Source organism: Streptomyces sp. CA-278952, assembly GCF_028747205.1.
Lineage (GTDB): Bacteria > Actinomycetota > Actinomycetes > Streptomycetales > Streptomycetaceae > Streptomyces.
On the sequence record NZ_CP112880.1, the window covers coordinates 7,880,124 to 7,900,550 of the forward strand.

Here is a 20,427-nt window from a genome sequence, read left to right on the forward strand (position 1 = left end):
GCAGGCGCGCAGACGGTGGCCCGGTTCCTGGCGCGGGGCGAGGACGTCGACGCGATCGACGCGGAGTTGGAGGAGTCCCGCGAGGAACTGCTCGCGGCAGCCGGAACGGCGACGAGGACGGTGTCGCGGACGTCGCCGCAGAGTGGCGGAGAGGCTCCGCCGGGCCCTGCGCGACAACCCCGAGGCCGCGGAGGAACTGCGCGGTCTGCTCGACGAGCCGGCGCCCCGGCAGCCCGCCGGTACCACCGTGTCGATGAACCACACCACCATCAACGACGGCACCTACCACGGACCCGTGATCATGGCCCATTCGCTCCACGACGGCGTGCGCACGGTGCCCCGCCAGGAACGGGGCGCCAGGTGACGGCACCGGGTCAGGTCACGCCCCCGCAGTGAGCTCCCCCCGGCACACCGGGCACCGCTCCTTGCCGTCCCAGGCGTCCCACCCGAAGGACGCGGGCGAGAACGTCCGGTCCTTCAGCTCGCCGCGCACCGCCACCCGGTAGGCCCACACCATGTCGAGGTAGGGGTGGTAGGCGTCGTGGAAGGCCGACGAGGTGTGCGTGGCGCCCGTGGCCACGACGCGCTGGACGGCGCGCAGCTGCTGGAACATCGCCTGCCCGGCGCCGGCCACGTCGGCGGAGGCGTCGATGAAGAACCGCTCGCGGACCTCGTGGACGGCCGCCTCGTCGAGGGCCGCTCGGGCGGCCAGGTCCGGGTCGACCGCCGGATCCTGCGCCTGGGCTATGCCGCGCAGCCGGGTGTGGCATCTCCCGACGGCGGCGATGAACTCGATGTAGACCGCGCGCCGCCGCTCCTCCGCCCCGCGGTCCTTCTCATGGCGCTGGCGCAGGCGGTCGGCCAGCACGGTGCCCGATATGGCGATGAAACCGCCGCTCACCGTCGCCACGAGCGTGCCCCAGTCCATGATTCTTCCCCCCGGAAACGATCACGGTCCTACAGCCCCGAATCTATCCCCGCCGGAGCCCCGCCACCGGGTTTCCCGGAAGCGGGCTCGCGGGCGGCCCATGGCGGCGGGGCCGGCTCGGGCGGACGGCCTGGTCCAGACCTCTTGACCGAAGGTCTGGACCATTCTACGATTTGACAGGGTCACGACACAGGGCGGGACGGGGCGAACCTTTCGTCCCGTCGGCGGCGGGCCCGGGCTGGAAGGACATACGGATCATGGGGCGTACATCACGACTGCTGGGCCTCGGCCTGGCCGCGGCACTCGTCGTACCGATGTTGGTCGGAGCCGCGCCGCCGAAGTCCGCGGAGACGAACATCGCGGCTGCCGAGACCTGCGCGGTCAAGTCGAAGCCCACGGGCAAGGTGCTTCAGGGGTACTGGGAGAACTGGGACGGGGCGGCTAACGGCGTGCACCCGCCGCTCGGCTGGATCCCGATTACGGACTCCCGCATCGCCCAGCACGGCTACAACGTCATCAACGCGGCCTTCCCCGTCATCCGCTCCGACGGCACCGTCCTCTGGGAGGACGGCATGGACCGCACCGTCAAGGTCGCCACCCCCGCCGAGATGTGTCAGGCCAAGGCCGCCGGCCTCACCACCCTGATGTCGATCGGCGGAGCCGCGGCTGGGATCGATCTCAGCTCCAGCAGGGTGGCCGACCGGTTCGTCGAGACGATCGTCCCGATCCTGAAGAAGTACAACTTCGACGGCATCGACATCGACATCGAGACCGGCCTCGTCGGCAGCGGCAACATCAACCAGCTGTCCGCGTCGCAGTCCAACCTCATCCGCATCATCGACGGCGTCCTCGCCGCGATGCCGCCGAACTTCGGTCTCACCATGGCCCCCGAGACGGCGTACGTCACCGGCGGCAGCGTCGTCTACGGCTCGATCTGGGGCTCGTACCTGCCCATCATCAAGAAGTACGCCGACAGCGGCCGCCTCTGGTGGCTGAACATGCAGTACTACAACGGCAGCATGTACGGCTGCTCCGGCGACTCCTACTCCGCCGGCACCGTCGCGGGCTTCACCGCCCAGACCGACTGCCTGAACAAGGGGCTGGTCATCCAGGGCACCACCATCAAGGTGCCCTACGACAAGCAGGTCCCCGGCCTCCCCGCCCAGCCCGGCGCCGGCGGCGGCCACATGTCCACCGGGCTCGTCTCGCAGGCCTGGAACCACTACAACGGCTCCCTCAAGGGGCTGATGACCTGGTCCCTGAACTGGGACGGCTCCAAGAACTGGACCTTCGGCGACAACGTGAGGTCCCTCCAGGGCCGTTGAGTCCCCGCCCGTACGCTTCAGCGCCCCCGGTCCGCTCCGGACCGGGGGCGCGGTGCCGCTCCGGCCGGGGAGCGACACGAGGAAGGCGTGAACCGGTCGCGCACCGGAGCGGCCGGGGGAGCAGAATCGGGTACGGACCGGGGTGATCGTTTCCCGGTGCGCCGGGCCCGTCTCCCCGCGGGCCGGCCGACGACGAAGACGTATGAGGAGCCCTGATGGTGCACGAACGGGCCGGTCACCCGGCGCAGCCCGCAGATCTGGTCGACGTGGCACGGCTGGTGACGGCCTATTACGCCCTCCACCCCGATCCCGCCGAGCCCGCCCAGCGGGTGGCCTTCGGGACCTCCGGCCACCGCGGCTCCGCGTTCGCCGCCGCGTTCAACGAGGACCACATCGCCGCGACCACTCAGGCGATCTGCGACTACCGCGCCCGCCAGGGCACCGACGGGCCCCTGTTCCTCGGCGCGGACACCCACGCGCTGTCCGAACCCGCCCGGGTCACCGCCCTGGAGGTGCTCGCCGCCAACGGGGCCACCGTCCTCATCGACAGCGAGGACGGCTACACCCCGACCCCCGCCGTCTCCCACGCCATCCTCAGGTACAACCACGGCCGCACCGAGCACCTGGCCGACGGCATCGTGGTCACCCCCTCGCACAACCCGCCCGCCGACGGCGGCTTCAAGTACAACCCGCCGAACGGGGGACCGGCCGCCTCCGACGCCACCTCCTGGATCCAGGACCGGGCCAACGCCCTGATCAAGGCCGGACTCGGAGTGGTCCGCCGGACGCCGTACGCCCAGGCGCTGGCCGCCGACACCACCCACCGGTACGACTTCCTGACCGCGTACGTCGACGACCTGCCCTCCGCCCTCGACCTCGACGCCGTACGGGACGCGGGCATCCGCATCGGCGCCGACCCCCTCGGCGGCGCGTCCGTCGCCTACTGGGGGCGGATCGCGGAACGCCACCGGATCGACCTCACCGTCGTCAACCCGCTCGCCGACCCCACCTGGCGGTTCATGACGCTGGACTGGGACGGCAGGATCCGCATGGACTGCTCGTCCCCGCACGCCATGGCCTCGCTGATCGCCCAGCGCGACGCGTACGCCATCGCCACCGGGAACGACGCCGACGCCGACCGGCACGGGATCGTCACCCCCGACGGCGGCCTGATGAACCCCAACCACTACCTGGCCGTCGCCATCGACTACCTCTACACCCACCGCGACGGCTGGGCCGCCGGGACCGGCATCGGCAAGACGCTGGTCTCCTCGTCCATGATCGACCGGGTCGCCCACGACCTCGGCCGCACCCTGGTGGAGGTCCCGGTCGGCTTCAAGTGGTTCGTCGACGGCCTCTACGACGGCAGCCTCGGCTTCGGCGGCGAGGAGTCCGCCGGGGCTTCCTTCCTGCGCCGCGACGGCCGGGTCTGGACCACGGACAAGGACGGCATCCTGCTGGCCCTCCTCGCCTCCGAGATCACCGCCGTCACCGGCTCCACCCCCTCCCAGCACTACGCGCGGCTCACCGGCCGCTTCGGCGACCCGGCGTACGCCCGCGTCGACGCACCCGCCACCCGTGAGGAGAAGGCCGTCCTGGCCCGGCTCTCCCCGCAGCAGGTCAAGGCCGACACCCTGGCCGGAGAGCCCGTCACCGCCGTCCTCACCGAGGCCCCCGGCAACGGAGCGGCGATCGGCGGCCTCAAGGTCTGCACCGACAGCGCCTGGTTCGCCGCCCGCCCCTCGGGCACCGAGGACGTCTACAAGGTGTACGCGGAGAGCTTCCAGGGGCCCGGCCACCTCGCCCGGGTCCAGGAGGAGGCCCGGGCGCTGGTCTCCGAAGCACTCGGCGACGCCTGAGCCCTTCGTCCGGATCCGGCACGCCGACCGGTGCCGGGCGCGCTCAGGCGTCCGGCACCGTCGGCTGCACCTGCCGCAGGAAGGCCGCGTTGTCCGGGGTGCGCCGGACCCTGTCGAGCAGCACCTGAAGGGCGCCCTGGCCGTCCCGCGTGCTCAGGGCGCGGCGCAGGGCCCTCACGGCCGCCAACTCGCCCTGACCGAAGAGAAGGTCCTCACGACGGGTGCCGGAGCGGGTGACGTCGACGGCCGGGAAGATCCGCGCTTCGGCGGCGGAGCGGTCCAGGCGCAGCTCCATGTTGCCGGTGCCCTTCAGCTCCTCGAAGAAGAAGTCGTCGGCCCGCGAACCCGTCTCCACGAGGGCCGTCGCCAGGATGGTCAGCGAACCGCCCTCCTCGGCACAACGGGCCGCGCCGAACAGCTTCTTGGGGCCGGACAGGGCCGCCGCGTCGACGCCACCGCTGAGAGTCCGGCCGCCCGCGCGGGCCGCGTTGTTGTGGGCCCGGCACAGCCGGGTGAGGGAGTCCAGCAGGATCACCACGTCCCGGCCCTGCTCGACGAGGCGACGGCCGCGCTCGACGGCGAGTTCGGCCAGGGCGATGTGCTCCCGCGCGGGCCGGTCGAAGGTCGACGCGTACACCTCGCCGCGTACGGAGCGGCGCATGTCCGTGACCTCCTCGGGCCGCTCGTCGAGCAGCACCACCATCAGGTGGGCCCCCGGGTGGTTGGTGGCGACGGCGGCGGCCAACTGCTGCAGCAGCACGGTCTTCCCCGTCCGGGGCGGTGCGACGATGAGGCCGCGCTGGCCCTTGCCGACGGGGGAGACGAGATCGACGACGCGCGGTGCGGGCCCGCCGTGCGGCGTTTCCAGGCGCAGCCGCTCGCGGGGGTGCACCGGCGTCAGATCGCGGAAGCTGGCGCGGCCCCGCAGGTCCTGCGGGGCGAGTCCGTTCACAAGGTCGACCGAGGACAGGACGCGCGGCCGGTCGCAGTCGCCCTCGACGGCGTCGCCCTTGCGCAGCCCGAGGCGGCGGATCAGGGCGGACGATACCTGGATGTCGTCGGGGGAGGGGTGGCCGCCGTGGACACGGAGCATGCCGTGGCCGTCGTCGGCGGTGTCGAGAAGGCCGGCGACCCGGACGGGGCGCTGCTTCCCGGTCACGGGGCGTTCGAGTGTGGTGGTCATGGGAGGGGTCCTTTCGCGGACAGGCGAATGAGGGGACCGGCGTACGGAGGGGCGGCGGACATCACGCCACGCACCGGGGGCACGGAAGCCCTGGGCCGGAGAGACAGCGAAGAAGCTGGATCGCCGGTCGGAAAGGACGGGCGCGACAGCGATGGAGAGGAATCAGCACCGGTGCCCGATGAGAAGGGGCATGCACACGTGCTTATCGCACTGTACCACTGTGCGCCGGGAGCGCGACGGTACATCCGTCGGCACATCGGTACGGCATCGAGGCGGAGATCCTCACCGCGACCTCCGACGGGGCGCCCGTCGTCGTGCCGACCGTCCGCGTGCCGGCTGTCGGCGTCCGAGCCGCGTCTGAGTCGGCCTAATCGGTTGTCGCTGCCGCCGGGGCGAGGGCCTTGGGGGCGGACGGCTGCTCGGGGGCGATCGGCGTGCGGTAGGCGCGAAGGGGCTTGTTGGTCGCGTACACGGCGGCGATCGCCAGGACGGCGGCCAGTCCTCCGGAGACCAGCGAGAAGGAGGCCGAGGTGGCCGACGCCACCAGGCCGCCGCGGAAGTTGCCGAGTTCGGGGCCCGCGACGCCGATGACGTGCTCCACCGAGGAGACCCGCCCCCGACAGGCGTCCGGGGTCTCCAACTGGATCAGCGCACTGCGGGTGACGACGGAAACGGTGTCGGCTGCGCCCGCCACCGCCAGACAGCACAGCGCCAGCCACAAGGGCCCCGCCAGGCCGAAACAGGCCAGTGCCAGCCCCCAGATCCCTGCCGCGTACAGCTGCACGAGACCGGCGCGGCGCCGGCGCGTCACCGTGCCGGAGAGCAGGCCGGCCGTGATTCCTCCGACCGCGACGGCGGAGAGGAACAGGCCGAGGGTCCGCGGGTCTCCGCCGAAGCGGATCTCGTTGACCAGGGGGAAGAGTGCGATGGGCATGGCCAGCAGCGTCGCGGACAGGTCGGTGGCCATCGAGCCCCACAGCGTCGGGCGGCGCAGCACGATCAGCCAGCCGCCGCGCTCCGTCCGGGGTTTGGCGTCTGCCGCGTCGGTGCCCTCGGGGCGCATGGCGGGCAGGCGGACCACCGCGAGCAGCGCGACCGTCATGGCCACGGCCTGGGCCGCGTACGCGGCGGGGAAGCCCCAGCCGGCGATGATCAGCCCCGCCAGCGCGGGGCCGGCCAGCATCGCCGTCTGGAAGGAGACGTTGGTCAACGCGAGCCCGGCCGCCACCTGGTCGCCCGGCAGGAGCCGGACCGGGAGGGTGCGTCGGGCGGGTGCGCCGAGCGCGCCGCAACTCGTTCCCACGGCAACCAGGGCGAGCAGCACCAGGACGCTGCGGTTGTCCGCCAGGGCCTGGGCGCAGAGCCCCGCGGCGGCCAGTACCTGTCCCGCGGTGGTGGCCCGGACCACCGTACGGCGGTCATAGGCGTCGGCCAGGGACCCGCCGAGCAGGCCGAACAGCACCATCGGCAGACCGGTGGCGAGCCCGATGGCGCCCGTGCCCACCGGGCTGCCCGTCAACTCCCAGACCTGGGCCAGCACCGCCACGTTGGCTGTCTGACCGCCGAGTTGGGAGGCGGAGGTGCCGATCCACAGGTCGCGGAACGGCTGATTGCCCCGGAGCGGGCGGGTGTCGAGGAACGGGCCGCCGACACGCCGCTTCATCGGGATGGCTCGGTCAGGTGGTGGAGGATCCGCTGCCGCATAGACCTGCGCTCCAGGGCCCGCCGCACCTCCTCGACGACGGCGGTCATCGCGTACGGGACCTCGCCGTCCAGCTCGGCGACCGTACTGTGGGTGGCGCGCCACTCCGCCTCCAGGAACGGCACCAGCGACCGGCCGCGGTCGGTGAGGTCGATCCGCCGGGTGCGGGCGTCGGGGCCGGGCTCGGAGGTGACGAGCCCCGCGTTGCGCATGGCGGCGACGGTCTGGCTGATCGCGGAGTGCGAGCGCCCCAGGGACTCCGCCAGCTCGCGGATGGTCAGCGGTCCGGTGTGCGCGAGCCGGATCAACGGATAGACGAATCGGGGCCGTACGCCCTCGATGCCCCGCTCGACGTAGACCTGCTCGATCTCGGCGTCCATGGCTGCCAGAAGTTCGTGGAGGGAGTGCCAGGGGTCGGGGCGCACTGTGGGATCGGAATGTGTCACAGCGCTAATATAACAGCGCTGTGGTAATTTTCCCGCGTTCCGTCCAGCGGCACGGGAGCGGTGGCGGGCCCGTGAACGGCCGCCCCGCGTCTCCACCCGCCCGGCACGCCGAGAGCGCGCACCTGACCCGCGGGGCCGCCCTCCGGGCGACGACGGGAGTCTGACGACAGGACCCAGGCCACCCGTCCGGCCCGATCCCCACCCCACCGGGCCCTCGCCCACCGACATCCGGAACACCGACATCCGGAACACCGGCATCCGGAAGCCGAGGGCCCCGTGGTGGACCTTGGATGCCAGGGGCCCTCGGTGCGCACCCGCCTCGGCGAGCGACGGCGATGCCTTCAGCCGGACTCTTCCGCGCCGCCCTCGCGACGCGCTCCGCCCGCACGGAACTCGCCCGCACCGAACTCGCCCGCGCGGAACACCGCGAGGATCTCCTCGGCGGCCAGCGTCGCCGTCAACGTGCCCTCCCGGACCCGCTGTTCGAGCTCGGGTGCGAGCTTCCGCACCGCCGGGTGGCTGTGCAGGCTGTCCAGCAACGCGTCGCGGACCATCGTCCACGTCCAGTCCACCTGCTGGTCGCGGCGCTTGGCCGCCAGCCGGCCGGTCGACTCCAGGAGCGTCCGGTGCTGCTCCAGCCGTTCCCACAGGGTGTCGAGACCGCTCGACTCACGCGCGCTGCACGTGAGCACCGGGGGCGTCCAGGCCGCGTCCGCCGGATGCATCAGCCGTAGCGCGCCCGCCAGTTCGCGCGCGGCCGAGCGGGCGTCACGCTCGTGCGGACCGTCGGCCTTGTTGACCGCGATGGCGTCCGCCAGCTCCAGGACGCCCTTCTTGATGCCCTGCAACTGGTCGCCGGTACGGGCCAGCGTCAGCAGCAGGAAGGTGTCGACCATGTTGGCGACGGCCGTCTCCGACTGCCCGACGCCCACCGTCTCCACCAGCACCACGTCGTAACCCGCCGCCTCCATCACCACGATGGACTCCCGGGTCGCCTTGGCCACCCCGCCCAGCGTGCCCGCCGTGGGGGAGGGGCGGACGAAGGCGGCCGGGTCCACCGCGAGGCGTTCCATCCGGGTCTTGTCGCCCAGGATGGAGCCGCCCGTACGGCTGGAGGACGGGTCGACCGCCAGCACCGCCACCCGGTGCCCGAGCCCCGTGAGCATCGTGCCGAGCGCGTCGATGAACGTGGACTTGCCCACGCCCGGCACTCCGCTGATCCCGATCCGCCGGGCCGCCCCCGCGTGCGGCAGCAGCCGGCTCAGCAACTGCTGGGCCAGCACCCGGTGTTCGGCTCGCGTCGACTCGACGAGCGTGATCGCGCGCGCCACGAACGCCCGCTTCCCGTCGAGCACTCCCCGCACATAACCGTCGATGTCGATCTTCGCAGCCATCCGGTCAGCGGCTCACAGCTCGTGGCCGAGCGCGGCGCCGAGCCGCGTCACCAGGTCGTGGGCCGCGTCCGGGATCACCGTCCCCGGGGGGAAGACCGAGGCGGCGCCCGCCTCGTGCAGCGCCTCGATGTCCTGCGGCGGAATCACCCCGCCCACCACGATCATGATGTCCTCACGCCCCTCGGCGGCCAACTCCTCGCGCAGCGCGGGCACGAGCGTGAGGTGTCCGGCCGCCAGCGAGGAGACGCCCACGATGTGCACGTCTGCCTCGACGGCCTGCCGCGCCACCTCGCCGGGCGTCTGGAACAGCGGGCCGACGTCCACGTCGAAGCCCAGGTCGGCGAAGGCCGTGGCGATCACCTTCTGGCCCCGGTCGTGCCCGTCCTGCCCCATCTTGGCGACGAGGATGCGCGGACGGCGGCCCTCCGCCTCCTCGAAGGCCTCGACCAGTGCGCGGGTGCGGTCCACCGAAGGGGACTCTCCTGCCTCGTTGCGGTACACACCGGAGATCGTACGGATCTGTCCGGCGTGCCGCCCGTACACCTTCTCCAGCGCGTCCGAGATCTCCCCGACCGTGGCCATCGCCCGCGCCGCGTCGACCGCCAGCGCCAGCAGGTTGCCCTCCAGTCCCGGGCCCGGGTCACGCTCGGCGGCGGCCGTCAGCGCGCGCAGCGCCTCCTGGCACGCCACCTCGTCGCGCTCCTCGCGCAGCCGGCGCAGCTTCTCGATCTGCTGGGTGCGCACCGAGGAGTTGTCGACCTTGAGGACGTCGATCTTCTCGTCGGTCTCCACCCGGTACTTGTTCACCCCGATCACCGGCTGCCGCCCGGAGTCGATCCGCGCCTGCGTGCGCGCGGCGGCCTCCTCCACCCGGAGCTTGGGGATGCCCGCGTCGATGGCCTTCGCCATCCCGCCGGCCGCCTCGACCTCCTCGATGTGCTGCCAGGCCCGGTCCGCCAGGTCCCGCGTCAGCTTCTCCACGTACGCGCTGCCGCCCCACGGGTCGATGACCCGGCAGGTGCCGGACTCCTGCTGGAGCAGGAGCTGCGTGTTACGGGCGATCCGCGCCGAGAAGTCGGTGGGCAGCGCCAACGCTTCGTCCAGCGCGTTGGTGTGCAGCGACTGGGTGTGCCCCTGCGTCGCGGCCATCGCCTCCACGCACGTACGCGTCACGTTGTTGAACACGTCCTGCGCGGTCAGCGACCAGCCGGACGTCTGCGAATGGGTGCGCAGGGAGAGAGACTTGGGGTTCTTCGGGTCGAACTGCCGCACCAGACGCGCCCACAAAAGCCGGGCCGCCCGCAGCTTCGCGACCTCCATGAAGAAGTTCATGCCGATCGCCCAGAAGAACGAGAGCCGCGGCGCGAACGCGTCGACGTCCAGCCCGGCTTCACGACCGGCGCGCAGATACTCCACCCCGTCGGCCAGCGTGTACGCCAGCTCCAGATCGGCCGTCGCCCCGGCCTCCTGGATGTGATAGCCGGAGATCGAGATGGAGTTGTAGCGCGGCATCTTCCTCGAGGTGAAGGCGAAGATGTCGGAGATGATCCGCATCGAGGGCGTCGGCGGATAGATGTAGGTGTTGCGGACCATGAACTCCTTCAGAATGTCGTTCTGAATGGTCCCGGCCAACTTCTCGGGCGGCACGCCCTGTTCCTCGGCTGCCACGATGTACAGCGCCAGCACCGGAAGCACCGCGCCGTTCATCGTCATCGACACCGACATCCGGTCCAGCGGGATGCCGTCGAAGAGCTGGCGCATGTCGTAGATCGAGTCGATCGCCACCCCGGCCATGCCGACGTCACCGGTCACCCGGGGGTGGTCGCTGTCGTAGCCCCGGTGGGTCGGCAGGTCGAAGGCGACGGACAGGCCCTTCTGGCCGGCCGCCAGGTTGCGCCGGTAGAAGGCGTTGGACTCCTCGGCCGTGGAGAAACCGGCGTACTGACGGATCGTCCAGGGCTGGTTGACGTACATCGTCGGGTAGGGCCCGCGCAGATACGGGGCGATCCCCGGATACGAGTGCAGCGCGTCCAGGCCCTCCAGGTCCTCACCGGTGTAGAGCGGCTTGACCGTGATGCCCTCGGGCGTCTCCCAGAGCGGGGCCTCGGAGCCGTCGGCGGCCTTCGTCACGGCCGCCTGCCACTCCTCGGCGGAACCGGCGGGCGGCGCGGCCGCCGTGAGCGGCACGTCGGAGAAGTCGGGAACGGAGGATTTCTGATCCGTGGGCGATGTCGTCATCACGCCACTCCCATGCGGTCGAGTACGGAGGTGAGAACGGCGACCGCGTCGCAGCCGGCGAAGACGTATGCGTCGACCCCGGCGTACTCGCCGGGGCGTCCCGCGAGGAAGACCCGTGCCGCTCCCGCCGACTTCAGCGCACCGGCCACCTGCTCCGCCTGCTCGGCGTAGAGCGTGTCCGACGAGCACAGAACGGCGACCGTCGCCCCGGAGGCGGTCAGGGCGCCGGCGGCGGTGTCCGCTTCCACCGACACCGGATCGTGGACCGCCTCGATCCCGCCGGCCCCGAAGAGGTTGACGGCGAAGGAGACCCGCGCTGTGTGCGCGGCGGCCGGACCGAGCGCGGCGACGAACACCTTCGGGCGGCTCCCGGTCGCCGCGAGGTGCGCGTCGGAGCGGGCGCGCAGCACCTCGAACGCCTCGTCGCGCCGGACCCGGGGCAGCCCGCCCGGAGTACCCGCGTACGCGTCGGGCGCGGGCTCGCGCTCCACCGGGCGCTCGCCCGGCTGCGGGAACTCGCTCACCCCGGTGATCGGCTCCTTGCGACGGGCCAGCTTCGCACGGCGCGCGGCCCAGGTGGCGGCGAGCCGCTCCGCGACCCTCCCGGAGCGCAGGGCGGCGGGCAGACCGCCCGCCCGCTCGGTCTCCTGGAAGAACGCCCAGGCGGCCGAGGCGAGTTCGTCGGTCAGCCGCTCCACGTACCAGGAGCCGCCCGCCGGGTCGATGACCCGTGCCAGGTGCGACTCCTCCATGAGGATCGTCGAGGTGTTGCGGGCGATCCGCCGCGCGAACGCGTCGGGCAGGCCCAGTGCGTGATCGAACGGCAGCACGGTCACGGAGTCCGCGCCGCCCACCCCCGCGCCCAGCGTGGCCAGCGTGGTGCGCAGCATGTTCACCCACGGGTCGCGGCGCGTCATCATCACCGGCGAGCTGACGGCGTGCTGTCGCTGGGATCCGGCGGCAGGGGCCCCGGAGGCCTCGGCGACCCGCGCCCACAGCCGGCGTGCCGCGCGCAGCTTGGCGATGGTCAGGAACTGGTCGGCGGTGGCCGCGTAGCGGAACTCCAGCTGCCCGCAGGCCGCTTCCACGCTCATCCCGGCACCGGTCAGGGCCCGCAGGTACGCGACGCCGGCGGCCAGGGAGAGCCCCAGCTCCTCGCCGGCCGAACCGCCGGCCTCGTGGTAGGGGAGTGCGTCCACGGCGATGGCCCGGATCCCCGGGTACTCCGCGTCGCACACCCGCGCCCAGCGCACGGCGGCGGTGAGGTCCGCCTCGACGCCCGTCCGGGCCTCGTGGCCGAGCGGGTCGGCCCCCAGCGTGCCGCGCGCCTCGCTCTTCGCGATGCCGCGTTCCCCGTACAGCCGCAGCAGCTCAGTCGCCGCGGCGTCCAGGTCGGCCGGGGCGTCGAGGGCGATGGGCGCGAGGTCGAGGTACACGCCTTCCAGCGCCCGGGCGAGCCCGTCGACGGGTACGCCCACCGGGCCGCCCACGGTGAGCCAGAGGGAGGTGACGCCGTTCTCCAGATCGCCGAGCACGGCCTCGTTGAGCCGGACGGGGTCGGTCAGGGTGTGGCGTTGGCGCACGCCCCAGCCGCCTGCCGCGTTCCCCTCGGCCCTGCTGCCCCGGGTGAACGGGGCGAAGCCGGGAAAGCCGGTGTCCGGCGTCTCGTCTTGCGCGGTGTAGAGGGGGCGGGTGGTGAGCCCGTCCTCCAGTGTGGTGGACAGCGCTTCCTCGGCGGCCGAGCCCGAGACTTCCTTGCCAGACTTGCGCAGTACGCCCTCCACGAGGGTCTGCCACTGGTCATGGGAAGGGTCGGGGAACGCGGCGGTGGGAGAGAGCCCGTCAGCAGGCTGGACCGTCATGGTCAGATGCTAGGCCAGTGCGCCGAACCAGCAGCAGGGGCGCATGCTGTGACCTTGCCCTCTCGCTCAAGTACATGATCCGTTACATACAGTCGCATAGTCGGCGTGGCGGGCGGGCAGTGGCAACACGACGGTTCTCGACATCGAGATGAATCGGTACAGAGATGCATATTATGTGTGAAGTTTCCTGATTTTTTATGCCATCCCTGGAATGCCGTATCCACCCCGGCGCCCCCGTGGCCGCCGGGATACGGAGAGGACGCGACCGTGGCCGTCGGACCTGTGGAGTACCTCGTCATCGCCTTCCCCGGCAGTCGTTTCACCGGGGCGGTCGCCCCCGCGCTCGCCGACGCCGTGTCGTCCGGAGCCGTACGGACGGGCGACCTGGCCTTCGTACGCAGGGCCCAGGGCGGCGCGCTGGCCCCGGTGGAACTGCGGGAGCTGGACCCCGAGGGAGTGGTTCCCGCCGATACGGGGGAGGGTGGGGCGGCGGCGGTCCTGGGCGCGGAGGACGTCGAAAGGCTCGACCGGGGAGTGCCCGGGGGTGATGTCGTGGCGATCGTCGTCCGGGAGGACCTGTGGACCACACGGCTCGCCCACGCGGCCCGCGAGGCCGGCGGCACGTTCGTCGCGCACGAGCGCCTGGGGGCCCGCGATCCCGGTGAATCCGATGAGCAGGAGGTCGCGGGCGATGACATCATCACCCGGCTGGAGCGGCTCGCCGAACTGTGGAGGCGGGACGTCCTCACCGATGCGGAGTTCGCGGAGCAGAAGACGAAGCTCCTGTCGGACTGATGTCCGGCCGACGCCCCCCGGGGTGCCGCCCGGAGCCCTCCCGTGGCGCTTTCCTTACTGCATGCGACGTTGATCCTGATATGTGGAATTCCTGGAATTCATCAGGGAAAGAGGCAGTTCATCGTGCAGACCGCCCGGACCGTTCCGGCCGCCACCGTTGTCAATCTGCGCGACCTGGGCGGTATCGCCCTGGGCCGTGACCGCCGCGTGCGGCAGGGCGTCCTGTTCCGCTCGGGTCAGCTGAGCGAGCTCGACCCGGCGAGCGACCGGGCGGTGTCCGCGCTCGGCATCCGCACCGTCGTGGACCTGCGCACCGCCGACGAACGCCAGTGGGCCCCGGACCGGCTGCCGGACCGGGCCAGGCTCTTCGTCGCCGATGTGCTGGGCGACCACCCGGGTGTGGCGCCCGCCCGGCTGCGGTCCCTGCTCGCCGACCCGGTGGAGGCGGAACGGACGCTCGGCGGCGGCAGGGCGGAGGAACTGTTCGCCGAGACCTACCGGAAGATGGTCCTCTCGCCGGGCGCCGCGGCCGCCTACCGGGCCTTTCTGGAGACGGCCGCCGACCCCGGTGCGCGCCCGGTGCTCTTCCACTGCACGGCGGGCAAGGACCGTACCGGCTGGGCGGCAGCCGTCCTGCTGATGCTCCTGGGGGCGGCCCGCGCGACGGTGCGGTCGGACTTCCTCGCGGTCAATCCCGCCGTACGGGCCGCCTTCGCCCCGTACGTGGCGAAGTTCCTGGACGGTGGCGGCGACCCCGCCGTCGCCGCAGCGATCATCGAGGTCCGCCCCCGCTACCTGGATGTGGCGCTCGACGCCATGGACGAACGCTGGGGCGGCCTCGACGGCTACGTGCGCAACGGGCTGCGCGTACCCGACGCCGCACTGGAACGGCTGCGCGACGGTCTGGTGATCCGGGGCTGAACCGGCCGCGGCGCGGCGCCGACGCTTGGGCGCAGGGCCGCGGAAAGGCGGCCGGTCCGACCGGGAATCCGGTCGGACCGGCCGCCTTTCCGCGTGCTGGAGCCGCCCGGCTACAGGCGTACGAGGCGTTCGGTCAGGTCGCGGTAGTGCTGGAGGGCAATCCGCAGATCCTCGGTCTCCGCCCCGGAGGCCTGGTCGCTCCCGTCCTTCCCCGCGCGCAGGCGCCGCCCGCGCTCCGCCAGGGCGGCCCCGAGGCTCGCGACGACCTCCTCGAAGGCGGCGTCGGCCTCCCGCACCGCCCGGTGCGGGTCCTCCACGAAGCCGGTCACCGCCTGCTGGATCCGGGCGGCGTACGCCTCCCGCTCCTCCGGGGCGAACAGCGGCCTGTCGGGGTGCGGTCCGCCCTCGGCCGGCCCCCGGGCGGCGTCCGGCCCGGCTTGGGGGACCGGGTGGCCCGGGGTTTCGGGGACCGTGGGGCCGGGGGCGGTACGGGGGTCAGCCCCGGTACGGCCGGCCGGCTCCTCGCCCGTGACCGTCCTCGGAGCCGTCACGGGCGTGACCGGGCTCCTCACGGGCGTACCCGTGTCGATGGGGCCCGCACCCTCGGGCAGACCCGTCTTTCCGTTCGGTGTCCGCGTCATGATGTACCGCGTCCCTTCACCAGATGCCCGTTGCCGTGCTCATGCCCCGACGGACCGTCCGCGAGCAGGCCGTCGAAGAGCCCGCGGGCCTCGATCAGGGCCTCACGCATCTCCTCGGTGCTCACATCGCCGCGACGAGCGGCGTGCACCCGGCGGTAGCCGTCGACGTGCGCTGCGTGGTGGACGGAGAGTGCGTCCGTACGGTCCTCGAAGTCCTCGCCGTCCGGGAAGCCGCGCTCGCGCGACAGATCGGCCAGCAGCGCGTCGGCTTCGGTGAGCGACCGCTCCGGCGATTCCACGAACAGCTCCTGGGCGCTCGCCCAGCGGGCGGCGTACCGTGCGCGCGCCTCCTCGGTCAGCGGGCGCTCGTCGAGGTGCCCGTGCCGCTTCACCCGGTCGCCGAGCTCCTGCTCGGCCGCCGCGGTGTCCCCACCGTGCCGGGCGACCACACGGTCGTACTCCGGCCCGAAGCGGCCACGCAGCCCCCTGCCGCCGGCCTGACGCCCGCGAAGAAGGAAGAACGCCGCGATGGCCGCCACGGCGACCACGGCGATGATGATGATGATCGTTGTCGTCATGGCTACCGCCCCCGACGTTCATCGGCCGGTACGTAGCTCTGCTGTCGCACAGTGGTCAACCCCTTTCGGTCCGAGCCCGGCGGCAACCGCCGGGCGAAGTACAGGGGGTCGTGTACCCCCGGATCCCCGTTCGAGGCAGCGGACTCCGCCGGGAGGGCTCCGGCCAACGCTCTGTATAGGGTGAAAGCGTCGGATCGGCGGCAGGTCGGAAGGACACGCGATGACGGAGCGCAAACCACCGGGAGTCAGTTTCGAGTCCTGGGTCGACCGGCAGATCCACGAGGCGGAACAACGCGGCGACTTCTCCGCGCTCCCGGGCTTCGGGAAGCCGATCGCCGGCCTGGAACGCCCGTACGACGAGGCCTGGTGGATCAAGCAGAAGATGCAGCGGGAGGGCGTGTCGATGCTGCCGCCCGCGCTGGCCCTGCGCAAAGAGGCCGAGGACGTACCCCGCGCGGTGGCCGCGGCCCGCACCGAGGCCGAGGTGCGCCGCATCCTGACCGAGGTGAACGAGAAGATCGAGCGGGCGATCCGCATGCCTCCCGAGGGCCCGCCGCTGCGGCTGACCCCCTTCGACGTGGACGGAGCCGTCCGCCGCTGGCGCGAGGAACGCGACCCGGCCTGAGGCCGCCACCACGGTGCCGCATACTCGCCGTATGGGATCGGGCAGGGCAGGGCGGCGGCGCGGGCGCGCACCGCGGCGTGCCGACGTGACGGTCCGCCGGGCCTCGGCGGGCGACGCCGGCCGGCTGTCCCGGCTCGTTCGCACATCAGGCGCCTACGAGGGCCCGTACGCCCCGATGGTCGAGGGCTACCGGGTCGGGCCGGACTACATCGAGGCGCACCGGGTCTTCGTCGCCGCGGAGGGCGGCACGGGCCGGATCCTCGGCTTCTACGCGCTGCTCCTCGACCCGCCGGAACTCGACCTGATGTTCGTCGCCGACTCCGCCCAGGGGCGCGGCGTCGGCCGACAGCTCGCCGCCCATCTCCGCGAGGAGGCCCGGAGCGCCGGGCTCACGGACGTCCGGATCGTCTCCCACCCGCCCGCCGAGGGCTTCTACCGGAGCATCGGCGCCGAGCCCGTCGGCACGGTGCGGGCCGACCCGCCGGCGGTCATGTGGGACCGCCCCGAACTCCTGCTCCGCATCGGCTGAGGCGCGCCCTGCCGGGAACGACCGGAGCCCGGCCGCAGTGCGCGGCCGGGCTCCGGGACGGGGTGCTTCAGAAGCTGATCAGCCGCCGTACGGGCGGGTGATCAACTCCATGCCGTGGCCGCTCGGATCGGGGAAGTACACGCCCCGTCCGCCGTCGTGGTGGTTGATCTCGCCGGGAATCTTCTGATGGGGATCGGCGAAGAAATCGATTCCCAGAGCCTGGATCTTCGCGAACGCGCTGTCGAACTCCGCCTCCGAAACGAGGAAGGCGTAGTGCTGCGGGGTGATCGAAGCGGCGGGAACCGTCGCGAAATCCAGCGTGACGCTGTTCGCGAGAACGACCGGAACGAACGGACCCCAGTCCTCTCCGGCCGTCAGGCCCAGCAGATCCGCCAGGAATTCGGCGGACTCGCGGTTGTCCCGGCAATGGACGATGGTGTGGTTCAACTCGACTGACACGGTGGAATGCCTCCAACGGGCATCTCACGGGCTACCTCCACGCCTCACCCGGCCGGTGACCGACGCGCGATGCCCTGCCGCGATCATAGGCGGACCGCGCACACCGGTCCACGGGGTTACGCCCGTGCCCGCGGGGAACCTGTGAGATCCGGCCATCGGCCCGCCGCCGTTCCCGCCGGGACCCTCGAGGAGAAAGGGAGGCCACGTGACATCCAGCAGAGGCCGTCAGGAGACCCAGGAGGAGCGGGCGGACCGGCAGTGGTCCGAACTGCTCCAGGAGCTGCGCGTCGCCCAGACCGGGGTGCAGATCCTTTTCGGTTTCCTGCTCGCGGTGGTCTTCCAGTCGCGGTTCACGGAGCTGGGCGACACCGACCGGAACATCTACGTCGTCACGGTGATGCTCGGCTCGGCGACCGCGGCGGCGCTCATCGGCCCCGTGTCGTACCACCGGCTCCTCACCGGCCGCCGGATGAAGCCCGAGACGGTCATATGGGCCTCCCGGATGACCGTGCTCGGCCTGGTGCTGCTGTTCTGCACGATGTGCTCGGTGCTCCTGCTGATCCTGCGCGTCGCCCTGCACAACCAGCTGGCCCTGTGGCTCGTGGGAGCGATGGCCCTCTGGTTCGTCGCCTGCTGGTTCGTCTTCCCGGTATGGGCCCTGGCCCGGGGGCGCTCCGGCCGACGGGATCCCGAGGACGAGGACGAGGGCGAGGAGAAGGACGGGGGCGAGGAGGAGGACAGGGACGGGGACGAGTCGTCCGACCGGGGGAGCGGCGCCACCTGAAGCGGGTCAGGCCGGGCTGCGTACATCGGTCACCGCGAACAGCGCGCCGTCCGGATCCCGCAGGGTGACCTCGGTGCCGCCGAAGCCGGTGCGCTCCTCGACGAGGGCGCCGCCGTGCCGCTCGGCCGCGGAGACCGTCGCCGCAAGGTCCGCCACCGGGAACTGGACCTGCCAGTGCGGGCGCACCAGCGGGTCGACGTCCGCCTCCACGGCCCCGGAGCTGATCCGGGCCAGCGGATGCCCCTCGCACCGCACGATCACCTCGTCGCCCTCGTAGGCGACATCGCAGCACCCGGGCCGCCCGCTAGCCCAGTCGAGCACCTCGCCGTAGAAGATCGCCGCGTCGAAGGCGTCACGGGTCCGCAGCCGCAGCCAGGCGTGCGCGTGGCCGGCCGGGGCCGGCGGCGAGGCGGAGTTCTCGGTGCGCTCCCAGAGGCCGAAGGACGCTCCGTCCCGGTCCGACGCCAGCACTCCGCGCCCCTTGCCGAGCGTCAGGGGTCCCACCGCCACGGTCCCGCTGCGCTCGCGGACCCGGGCGGCGGCCACGTCCGCGTCCTCCACCGCGAAGTACGGCGTCCAGGCCACCGCGACCTGGTACGCCGAGGAGACGGCGAAGACGCCGGCCACCGGTACCTCGCCGCGGTAGGCCACGGAGTAGTCGGCCCCGAGCCGGCCGGTCCGCAGCGACCAGCCCAGGACCTGCGCGTAGAAACGCTGGGCGGTTTCCAGGTTCCGGGTCATGAGAGTGACCCAGCACGGTGCGGCCGGCCCCGTGAGCGGTGCTGCCGAGGCCGTACGGGGATCGCTTCCGGTCATGGTCCACTGCCTTCGTCGGGGAGCGGCGTCCGGCCCTGCCGCTGCGGTCCAGCAACCAGCCTTGACCGGCCCGCCCGGTCCCGCAACGCGGGCCCCGGTCACCGTCCGGCACGCGTGGGGCGCAGGGCCCGCCCCAGGGACGTCGCCTCGGCGACGAAGGCGACGCCGAGGACGATGAGACCCGCCGTGTCCTGGTAGACCAGAAATAATCGCCCATCACGAAGATGCCGACCGCGGCCAGCAGCGCCCAGACCCTCGGGGGACTCGTGGCCGTCCCGGCGGAGCGCGGAAAGCCCGCCGTGGGGGCCGGCCTGATGCCCCGCGGGACGGGCGGTCAGCCGCGCGGCTGCTCCTCGTCGGGCGGCAGAGGACCGTTGCCGTGGTCCTTCAGCTCGTACGGGGACAGGGCGTGGCCGTCCGCGGGGAACCGGTCGGAGGAGTGCGGGTCGTGCTGCTCGATGTGGGTGCGCTGATCCGGCTTCTCCGGCTGCTCATGGGGCTGGGGCGGCGGCGGCTCGGCGTCGTGCTTGCGCTTGGTGAGGATGAAGCCGCCGATCAGCAGGGCGACGAGGGCCAGCGCCACGACGGGCAGGACCAGCCCGAGAGCCCCCGTGCCGTCCGCGAGCGGGACTTCGGCGGACACCTCGACCGCGTTGACTGCATTCAGAACATACATGTCATGCCCATACCCCGGGAGAAGGGCATCAGTCAGCTATTCACAGCAATTCATGTTTTATGGGTATCTTACGGGAAAGGCGTTTCAAGACCGTGGGCCAGGACCGCCCTCCTGCCCGTTCTCCGGGAGCTCAAGTCCTCTTTCGGACGCTTCCCGTGTCGCCGTCGGCCGGACGCGGGGTCAGCCTGGAGTGGTCCCGCAGGCCGGCACCCCAGTGGAAGGAATCACGGTGAACAGCACCCCCGAGCGCAACGGCCAGGATCACCCGGCGGACCGGGAGGTGGTGGTCTCGCTCAGCCGCTGTGACACACAGGACGCGCGGACCGTGTTCGACGTGCTCGCCACCTCCTTCGCCTCCGACCACCCGATGGGCGAGACCCCCACGTCGGCCTCGGGCCCCCGCCCGACCGTCTGGGTCACCACCGTGGACGTGTCCGAACCGAGGGCGGCCGCCACCCCCGCCCGCCTCACCGAACCGGTCACGGTGGACGCCCAGGGCGGCTACTGGGCCGTCGACCGGCTGCGAACCCACCTCACCGGCGCCTTCGCGGTGAGCGTCGTCGGCACGGCCGCCGGCGACCAGGAGCAGGAGGTCAGGCTGCGGCTGGAGAGCCGCTGACGGCCGGTACGAGAACACGACCGGGGTGACCCAGCCCCGCAGCGAAG

General features: G+C 72.2%; 21 protein-coding genes. 9 read left to right on the forward strand and 12 right to left on the reverse strand.

The window, feature by feature from the left end:
- Positions 1 to 142: 142 nt before the first annotated feature.
- Positions 143 to 364, forward strand: coding sequence for a hypothetical protein (locus N7925_RS36295; protein ID WP_443032326.1), 222 nt, complete (start codon positions 143 to 145; stop codon positions 362 to 364).
- A gap of 15 nt (positions 365 to 379) precedes the next feature.
- Here the strand turns inward: N7925_RS36295 and N7925_RS34525 are convergent, their stop codons facing one another.
- Positions 380 to 928, reverse strand: coding sequence for a CchlQ (locus tag N7925_RS34525; RefSeq protein ID WP_274346225.1), 549 nt, complete (start codon positions 926 to 928; stop codon positions 380 to 382).
- A 257-nt stretch (positions 929 to 1,185) separates the two neighbouring features.
- On the opposite strand from N7925_RS34525, the gene N7925_RS34530 reads away from it, so the two are divergent.
- Positions 1,186 to 2,253: a chitinase gene (locus N7925_RS34530; protein ID WP_274346226.1), complete on the forward strand. Its 1,068-nt coding sequence runs from the start codon at positions 1,186 to 1,188 to the stop codon at positions 2,251 to 2,253.
- Between the two features lie 215 nt (positions 2,254 to 2,468).
- The gene (gene pgm, locus N7925_RS34535; protein ID WP_265603452.1) at positions 2,469 to 4,112 is read left to right on the forward strand and encodes a phosphoglucomutase (alpha-D-glucose-1,6-bisphosphate-dependent); all 1,644 of its coding nucleotides are present in this window, start codon (positions 2,469 to 2,471) and stop codon (positions 4,110 to 4,112) included.
- A 43-nt stretch (positions 4,113 to 4,155) separates the two neighbouring features.
- Here the strand turns inward: pgm and rho are convergent, their stop codons facing one another.
- The 6 genes from rho to N7925_RS34565 form a co-directional block, all read right to left on the reverse strand.
- On the reverse strand, positions 4,156 to 5,295 hold the full coding sequence (gene rho / locus N7925_RS34540; RefSeq protein WP_274346227.1) for a transcription termination factor Rho: 1,140 nt from the start codon (positions 5,293 to 5,295) through the stop codon (positions 4,156 to 4,158).
- A gap of 367 nt (positions 5,296 to 5,662) precedes the next feature.
- On the reverse strand, positions 5,663 to 6,958 hold the full coding sequence (locus N7925_RS34545; RefSeq protein WP_274346228.1) for an MFS transporter: 1,296 nt from the start codon (positions 6,956 to 6,958) through the stop codon (positions 5,663 to 5,665).
- On the reverse strand, positions 6,955 to 7,443 hold the full coding sequence (locus N7925_RS34550; RefSeq protein WP_274346229.1) for a MarR family winged helix-turn-helix transcriptional regulator: 489 nt from the start codon (positions 7,441 to 7,443) through the stop codon (positions 6,955 to 6,957). Before N7925_RS34550 ends, N7925_RS34545 begins: the two co-directional genes overlap by 4 nt.
- A 341-nt stretch (positions 7,444 to 7,784) precedes the next feature.
- Positions 7,785 to 8,837 (reverse strand): methylmalonyl Co-A mutase-associated GTPase MeaB, encoded by a 1,053-nt coding sequence (meaB, locus tag N7925_RS34555; protein ID WP_265603455.1) that lies wholly within the window; start codon positions 8,835 to 8,837, stop codon positions 7,785 to 7,787.
- A gap of 12 nt (positions 8,838 to 8,849) precedes the next feature.
- The gene (scpA, locus tag N7925_RS34560; RefSeq protein ID WP_274346230.1) at positions 8,850 to 11,075 is read right to left on the reverse strand and encodes a methylmalonyl-CoA mutase; all 2,226 of its coding nucleotides are present in this window, start codon (positions 11,073 to 11,075) and stop codon (positions 8,850 to 8,852) included.
- Entirely contained in the window at positions 11,075 to 12,937 is a 1,863-nt protein-coding gene (locus tag N7925_RS34565; protein WP_274346231.1) for a methylmalonyl-CoA mutase family protein, read from the reverse strand. Before N7925_RS34565 ends, scpA begins: the two co-directional genes overlap by 1 nt.
- A gap of 267 nt (positions 12,938 to 13,204) precedes the next feature.
- Here N7925_RS34565 and N7925_RS34570 point away from each other — a divergent pair, with 267 nt between their 5' ends.
- Positions 13,205 to 13,732 carry an SHOCT domain-containing protein gene (locus N7925_RS34570; RefSeq protein WP_265603458.1) on the forward strand — a complete coding sequence of 176 codons (528 nt, stop codon included), beginning with the start codon at positions 13,205 to 13,207 and terminating at the stop codon, positions 13,730 to 13,732.
- Positions 13,733 to 13,855: 123 nt separating this feature from the next.
- Positions 13,856 to 14,653, forward strand: coding sequence for a tyrosine-protein phosphatase (locus N7925_RS34575; RefSeq protein ID WP_274346232.1), 798 nt, complete (start codon positions 13,856 to 13,858; stop codon positions 14,651 to 14,653).
- A gap of 110 nt (positions 14,654 to 14,763) precedes the next feature.
- Here the strand turns inward: N7925_RS34575 and N7925_RS34580 are convergent, their stop codons facing one another.
- Together N7925_RS34580 and N7925_RS34585 are read right to left on the reverse strand one after the other, a co-directional pair.
- The gene (locus N7925_RS34580) at positions 14,764 to 15,204 is read right to left on the reverse strand and encodes a hypothetical protein (protein ID WP_274346233.1); all 441 of its coding nucleotides are present in this window, start codon (positions 15,202 to 15,204) and stop codon (positions 14,764 to 14,766) included.
- Positions 15,205 to 15,290: 86 nt separating this feature from the next.
- The gene (locus N7925_RS34585; protein ID WP_265603461.1) at positions 15,291 to 15,872 is read right to left on the reverse strand and encodes a hypothetical protein; all 582 of its coding nucleotides are present in this window, start codon (positions 15,870 to 15,872) and stop codon (positions 15,291 to 15,293) included.
- A gap of 220 nt (positions 15,873 to 16,092) precedes the next feature.
- Here N7925_RS34585 and N7925_RS34590 point away from each other — a divergent pair, with 220 nt between their 5' ends.
- Together N7925_RS34590 and N7925_RS34595 are read left to right on the forward strand one after the other, a co-directional pair.
- A complete protein-coding gene (locus N7925_RS34590; protein ID WP_265603462.1) occupies positions 16,093 to 16,497 on the forward strand; it encodes a J-domain-containing protein in 405 nt (134 codons plus the stop codon).
- Between the two features lie 31 nt (positions 16,498 to 16,528).
- A complete protein-coding gene (locus tag N7925_RS34595; protein ID WP_274346234.1) occupies positions 16,529 to 17,026 on the forward strand; it encodes a GNAT family N-acetyltransferase in 498 nt (165 codons plus the stop codon).
- A 78-nt stretch (positions 17,027 to 17,104) separates the two neighbouring features.
- On the opposite strand, the gene N7925_RS34600 is transcribed toward N7925_RS34595, so the two are convergent.
- Complete coding sequence (locus N7925_RS34600) at positions 17,105 to 17,485, reverse strand: VOC family protein (RefSeq protein ID WP_274346235.1); 381 nt, start codon at positions 17,483 to 17,485, stop codon at positions 17,105 to 17,107.
- A gap of 205 nt (positions 17,486 to 17,690) precedes the next feature.
- On the opposite strand from N7925_RS34600, the gene N7925_RS34605 reads away from it, so the two are divergent.
- Positions 17,691 to 18,269 (forward strand): DUF6328 family protein, encoded by a 579-nt coding sequence (locus tag N7925_RS34605; RefSeq protein ID WP_274346236.1) that lies wholly within the window; start codon positions 17,691 to 17,693, stop codon positions 18,267 to 18,269.
- Positions 18,270 to 18,275: 6 nt separating this feature from the next.
- Here the strand turns inward: N7925_RS34605 and N7925_RS34610 are convergent, their stop codons facing one another.
- Together N7925_RS34610 and N7925_RS34615 are read right to left on the reverse strand one after the other, a co-directional pair.
- Positions 18,276 to 19,085: a VOC family protein gene (locus tag N7925_RS34610; protein ID WP_265603466.1), complete on the reverse strand. Its 810-nt coding sequence runs from the start codon at positions 19,083 to 19,085 to the stop codon at positions 18,276 to 18,278.
- 334 nt (positions 19,086 to 19,419) lie between these two features.
- On the reverse strand, positions 19,420 to 19,761 hold the full coding sequence (locus N7925_RS34615; RefSeq protein ID WP_265603467.1) for a DUF6479 family protein: 342 nt from the start codon (positions 19,759 to 19,761) through the stop codon (positions 19,420 to 19,422).
- A 229-nt stretch (positions 19,762 to 19,990) separates the two neighbouring features.
- Between N7925_RS34615 and N7925_RS34620 the strand changes: the two genes are divergently transcribed.
- Positions 19,991 to 20,380, forward strand: coding sequence for a hypothetical protein (locus tag N7925_RS34620; RefSeq protein ID WP_265603468.1), 390 nt, complete (start codon positions 19,991 to 19,993; stop codon positions 20,378 to 20,380).
- Positions 20,381 to 20,427 lie beyond the last annotated feature (47 nt).